The sequence below is a fragment of the Paenibacillus plantarum genome (assembly GCF_013141695.1).
GTDB lineage: Bacteria > Bacillota > Bacilli > Paenibacillales > NBRC-103111 > Paenibacillus_E > Paenibacillus_E plantarum.
Genome location: NZ_WHNY01000030.1, coordinates 1 through 6,408, shown reverse-complemented (window position 1 = coordinate 6,408; position 6,408 = coordinate 1). Strand labels below are relative to the sequence as shown.

Annotated in this window: 2 protein-coding genes; one reads left to right on the top strand and one right to left on the bottom strand. The window is 37.3% G+C overall.

What is annotated here, in order from left to right:
* Positions 1-249: 249 nt before the first annotated feature.
* On the bottom strand, positions 250-4,947 hold the full coding sequence (locus tag GC096_RS10040; RefSeq protein ID WP_171630111.1) for a type I polyketide synthase: 4,698 nt from the start codon (positions 4,945-4,947) through the stop codon (positions 250-252).
* A 924-nt stretch (positions 4,948-5,871) separates the two neighbouring features.
* Between GC096_RS10040 and GC096_RS38680 the strand changes: the two genes are divergently transcribed.
* Complete coding sequence (locus GC096_RS38680; RefSeq protein WP_246302677.1) at positions 5,872-6,189, top strand: hypothetical protein; 318 nt, start codon at positions 5,872-5,874, stop codon at positions 6,187-6,189.
* The last annotated feature ends 219 nt before the right edge of the window (positions 6,190-6,408 follow it).

Below are 6,408 nucleotides of genomic sequence, written 5' to 3'. Positions count from 1 at the left end.
GATATCTTTTGCTTTAGGGAACTTTGCAGCCATCCCGATTATAGCGACTTCTCGACTCTTTTTCGAAACGGTATCGTTTACATCCATCAGCATTTTTGCAGCTTTTTCTTTCGTTAAAGATCCTGCTAAGACTTGTTCCAATATATAATTTCTTGCTAACTTCAAGCTCAACCCCCCCCACTTTCTATAACTTATAACTTTATCGATTTAATCTATTCGTCGTTTAGTGTTTATCTAGCAATCGCACTATTACTTAAGAATTTCCTCTGCATCATTAATCGAAATACTTCCCTTTTCCAATTGATCCAGAATGTCTAATATATTATTTAACTTCATAACTTTGCCTTTGACGGCTAGCTTATCTTTTGTCTTATTCTCTGGCGAAATCTTGTCATCAATGAATTTTGCCATTTCAGCGATGCTCGAATAAGAAAAGACATCTGATACACTAACTAAACTCGGATACTCTTTTTCAATTTCTTTTAGCAACTCAACAGCGAGTATGGAGTCCCCACCTATTTCCATAAAGTTGGCATACACGTCTACATTAGTTGTTCCCAATACTCTGCCCCAGATTTTCGCTAGTACTGCTTCAGATTTACTGTAGTTCGCCTTTGCCCTACCCTTAATGGCTACGGATACATTCTCTTTGTATTGAGAAGGTTGTCTACCCCCACTCGCTGTTCGTGATTCCAGCATACTACTTATTTCTTCAGAGAGTTTAAAAGGAATTTGGTCAATAGCAGTCACAATCGAATCTATATTTAGATTTCCTATAATTACGTTATGCTCATCTGAACACATTACACGTTTGAACGCATCGATTGCTTCATGTGTCGATAACATTTTAAATATGCCATTATCTTTTAAACCATAATCAACGGCCATACCGTATTCCTTCCATGGTGCCCAATTGATAGTCTTAACTTTTTGATTCTTTAACTTTCCATAACCGGATAAAGAATCTAGATAAGAGTTAGCAGCAACATAGTCACTTTGTCCAGCGTATCCAATAACCGAAGAAATGGACGAGAAGTTAACAAAGAAATCTAAGTTATCACTTTCAGTAAGTCTGTATAGCAGCAAGGTACCATTTACTTTGGGTGATAGGACTTCTTTGAAGTTTTCTAAAGTCTTATTTACGATATACCCATTTCCTGCTACACCAGCCATATGAATAATACCATTAATTCTTCCATATATTTGGCGAACTTCTTTCAGTATTTTCGACATTTCATGGATATCCGCAACGTCCCCACTATAGTAGCTTACAGTTGTTCCAAACTTCCTAATCTCCTCAAAGCCAATTGAGTCAAAAACGACCTCCTTCCACTCCTTACGACCAATAAGAACGATATTGACCTTTTTGGTTTTACTAAGAACCTTAGCAAATTGGATACCCAATCCTCCTGTACCACCGGTTAGAACATAGGTTCCATTTTCCTTGATTATGGATTTAAAATCGTTCTTCTCGTTTATTTGAGTTTCTTTAAATACTTCAAGGAACTTCTTATTATTACGGATTGCAATGTAAAAATTATCATATTCAGCATTAATCTCCGCTACAATGGTAGCTTTATCGCTGAATTCATCAATATCAAGAACTCTACATTTCAGATTGCTAAATTCCTTGTTAATAACTTTGCACATGCCAAATAATGGGGCAAAATGAGCATTCACAGTAGTCTGTTCACTCGTAACTAAATTGACTTTATCGACCAATGCGATTAGATCGATATTATCGCTGATTTGTAAGTTTATGATTGATTTAGAAATCTTAAATATGCTGAGGACACTCATGTCTATGGCGTTGTTTAACCCCTCAATATGATTGTTTTCCTCGGAGTAACTTGCAGACAATAGATGTGCAATCTGTCCGATATGAACAACTTTAAGTTCCTCAAAAATTCGATCATAATCTTCTTGTAGATTTCTGATCGTATAAACATCTTCTTTTACTCTTTCATAACTCTTTCCTATACTTACCTGAATGACTCTTCTTCCTGAATCCATTAAACCATTAAGAATTCCTTTAGAACTCCGACTTTGATCACAAAAGACGAGTACACTCTCCTTGGTATAGAATGGTTTTCTATTGTTGTATGCATCCATTTCGTAATCTATAAAATAACAGGGGGCTTTTTGGACATCCGTAGCTTTTTGATTCACTCTTTTTACTGTAAGATTGGTTATTTCAGCGATTCGTTCTTCTCGACCGTTAAACAATTCAATATTAAAAGACATTGTCTCTAAATTTTTAGACGTGCTCATTCTTTTTACGTAACTGTATAAACAGCATTCAATTGGTCCGAAGACTTTAAAAGACTCATAAGAAAAAGGAAGAAATATTCCATTTCCCGTACTTTGAGTGATAACATTAACTGCCATATCAAGCATGGATGGGTGTAAAAAATATTCTTCTAGATCACCGGAAAACACTCTAGGTAATTCAAGCTCTGCAAATACTTCTTCTTCTCCTACATAGATTGCTTTTGTAACGTCAGTCCATCTTGGTCCGAAATTAAAAGCTTTACCATCTTCCAGACCATCCCGGGTCTTTTGGATAGTAATTTCTTGAGTACATGTTGAACGGTAGGCATGAATATCAAACTTGTTTTCAAATTTACCACTTTGCATTTCATGTAGTTCTCCTTGGCAATAGACAATCCAGTCCTCACCGCTTTTTACCTCTGATTTACCGGCAATGGTAAACATGAGGTAGTCTTTGTTTTTTGTAATAATAGTTTGTATTTCCTTAGTTTCCGATTCATCCACTACTAAAGAATTAAGGAAAATCACATTACGGAATTCTACTACACCTTTAAAGTATACGAATCCTAGTTCTGTTAACATTTCAAGATAAGCGGTACCTGGTAATAAATATTTACCCATGATGTTATGTTCCTTCAGTACCCAGTGCTTTGAAACATTAAAATTCGTAAGATAAATGTCTTGAGACATAGACTTTATTGCAAGTTGATCCAGTAGAGGGTGATCATAGGATTCCCCTTTTACTTGTATTTCACTAGTATTTCTTGTTTTTGATCGCTCGGGGATAGAAAGCCAACATCTTTTCGCTTCGAATAAGTAAGTAGGTAAACTTACTCTGTTGTAATCACCAGTATGAAAGAGCTTCTCCCAATCAAGATCAGCACCTTGAATATACAGCTTACACATGTTTGCCATCTTATCGTTTAGTTGCAACCCACTATTTTGAATATACTCATAAATATACTGATTAGCTTCTTTACTGAGTTCTTTACGCTGATGTTCATATATTTCATTAGGGCTCAAATCGGATTTATTATTAGAAGTAACGTAATGTTCCCCGAACCAAATATTCGAGTCTTGTATATGTTCGATCCCTTGATTACAGATCTTTTCTAACGTTCTCAATAAGTTTTCACTGGAATCCGTAATTATAGCAATTCTGTAATTATAGTGTCCTCTACCAGTGTTTGATGTATAGCAAATATCCCCAATATCCATTTCGCTGTTTGATCTCAAATAATCTCTCATAGCTCTTACTATGCTGATACATACTTCTTTTTTTGTTGCTGAAACTGTAAATATACCGTTAAAAAAGCGATTTGTTTGATGTACACACTTTTGAGGTGCCTCTTCTAGAATAACATGGCAATTCGTTCCACTAAGGCCAAAAGAGCTGACTCCTGCTCTCCTAGGCCATTCTTCAATATCCCAATCTCTTAGGCGATCATTGATGTAAACAGCGGAATTCTCAAAGTTTATTTGCCGATTTGGTTTATTAAAATGAATTGTTGGTGGTATTTTTTTGTTTTTCAGTGCCAGTACCACTTTAACCAAAGACGCAATCCCTGCAACGTTATCTAAATGGGCGATGTTGGTCTTTACTGAGCCAATTCCGCACAATTGCTTTTTATCTGTATATCTTTGAAATGCTCTGTTAATTGCATTTACTTCGATTGGATCGCCTAATTTCGTACCCGTACCATGGGCTTCGATATAAGTAACCGATTCTGGTGATACATTTGCATCTTTCCATGCATCTACAATTACATCTTCCTGGGCTAATAAATTCGGAGCAGTAATACCAACCGAAGCTCCATCCTGATTTACTGCACTGCCTTTGATAACCGCATAGATATGATCTCTATCATTTACAGCCTTATGTAAAGGTTTGAGGATGAGAGCGACACTTCCTTCACCAAACACAGCACCATCAGAGTCGTCATCGAAAGTACAGACCTTTCCTAGATGTGATTCAATACCTAATTTTTGATCGGTTACTATTGGTGAAAATGAAAGCCTAACTCCACCAGCTATAGCCAAATCACATTCTCCATTTCTTAGACTTCGGCATGCTAGATGTACGGCAACTAATGAAGATGAACACTCTGTATTTACGATCATGCTTGGACCACGTAAATCTAATATGTAAGAGATTCGGCTTGCAACAATCGAGCTTAGATTACCTGCTTCTGAGAGGGCTAATGAGTCTGGCTCAACTTCTCCTATAAATCTTCTATACTCCCCTCTCGGAGTAAATCCAACATAAACGCCTGTGTTGCTTCCAACTAATTTATTACAACCATACCCTGAATCCTCAATAGCTTTCCAAGCAGATTCCAAAAAAATACGCTGGTGCGGGTCCATTAAACTTGCTTCTTTATTTGAAATTTTAAAAAAATCATTATCAAACTTATCAATTTCCTTTAGATAACCTCCATTTGCATAATGTACTTTTCTAACCGTTTGATCACGGTATCGAAGATATTTTTCTACGTCTCTTTTTCTGCTATATGGAAAGTCACCTAAACAATCCTTCTTGTGAATCAAGTTTTCCCAAAACTCGTCGATGTTATCAGCCATAGGCAGCCGTACGTCTATACCAATAATAGCTATATCTTTTGAAGATTCTGTTGTTATCTCATATAATATTGACTCATTGAGATTTAATTCCAACATATGCGTTCCTCACTTTAAACAATCGAATAATTCCTCGATTTATTAAGATTTGAATAAATTTTTGCAACGACTTCATCGTTGACTGCGTCGAAAAACAAAGATTCTAACCGTTCAACTTGTTCATTTTCTGGTACCATCTTCGTTTTAAATATTGATATAAGATGCTCTAATACTTGCTCGATGTGCTCCTCGGTGGGTTCAGTATTAGTTTTTATTATAGATTCGTACATTTCCGCAATTCTTTTGGTTGGCTCTATCACATTAATTCTGTATTCCTCTTCATCATTATTCAGATTTTGTGTACATGCTATATGTCTAAGACATCCACTTATAATTTTTATTCTATTATTCATAGTTATATCCTTTCCTTTCGCTTCGCTCAAGGCACAAAACGGTATAAAATCGTTGTGCGCTTTGAGAAATTTTTATATCCTAAATAAAGGGATACTGGTAAACTACAAATTACGCGGAGGTGAGTGGGTTGTCCCATTGACGGGACGACGCATAGTTTAATGTGTATTACCTTTCCAAGTACAAATAAGTGTGTCCTCGTGCACGCAGTCTCAACCCGTATAATCAATTCTCGTTTATCGCTGGGCAATCAATCCCTGGGAATTTCCTGTGTTCAATGTTCTTGAGTAGTCCTAGAACATCACACTCGCACATCCGTAGTACGTTAAAGCAATCCGCGGCTAAAAAACGGACAATAAAGATGCGGAATGTATTGCCGATTTGTTTAAGAATGACCTTTTTGCTGGAAGTTTTATGCCCCCACTGCGTATTCGCTAGCTCTGGGACTTGATGCGCAATAGCTTTATGCTGACCAACTTTTCGTCGAGTTAGAAAAATCGACTTCAGAACAGCTTAACCGTTTCCAATATCCAACTCGCAAATGTGGTTTCGAACACCTTTGGCAAAAGCTCTATGAACATCATTGATACGCTTCTCGACGATCCGCCGAATACCTCCTTGGATTTGGAGTCCCTTATCCACAACTCCTTGAAGAAGAAGCTGTTTGAATTGGAACTCGCCACTCAAGGATTCATGACCCCGGAGCAGGCTGGGAAAATAATGGTGATCAAAAGGCACTTCGAGGATTTCGAATCCCGCAAACCCTCTCTGGAATCTATTATCCTTTCTCCTGACGAGTACTACACCGAGGAACTGAATTTAATCTTGACTGTTCCGTCTATGAAAAAACCTATTTTCCGCCATAGTCGTGGTTTCCGAGATCGGTGTTAATATGGACGTGTTCCCGACAGCCAAGCATTTGTGATCTTTGGCATACTCCCACCAACAATGAGAGTGCCGGCATGAAAAAGTCAATAAGAGTGTCGAAGGCTGGGTGCTACATCAAGCCGCTTTTGGTACAATGCGCTATTGCTGTCGTCAAAAGTGAAAATCATCCAGAAATTCGAAACCATCTTACTCAAATCAAGACAATAGTGTACTTAGGGATGG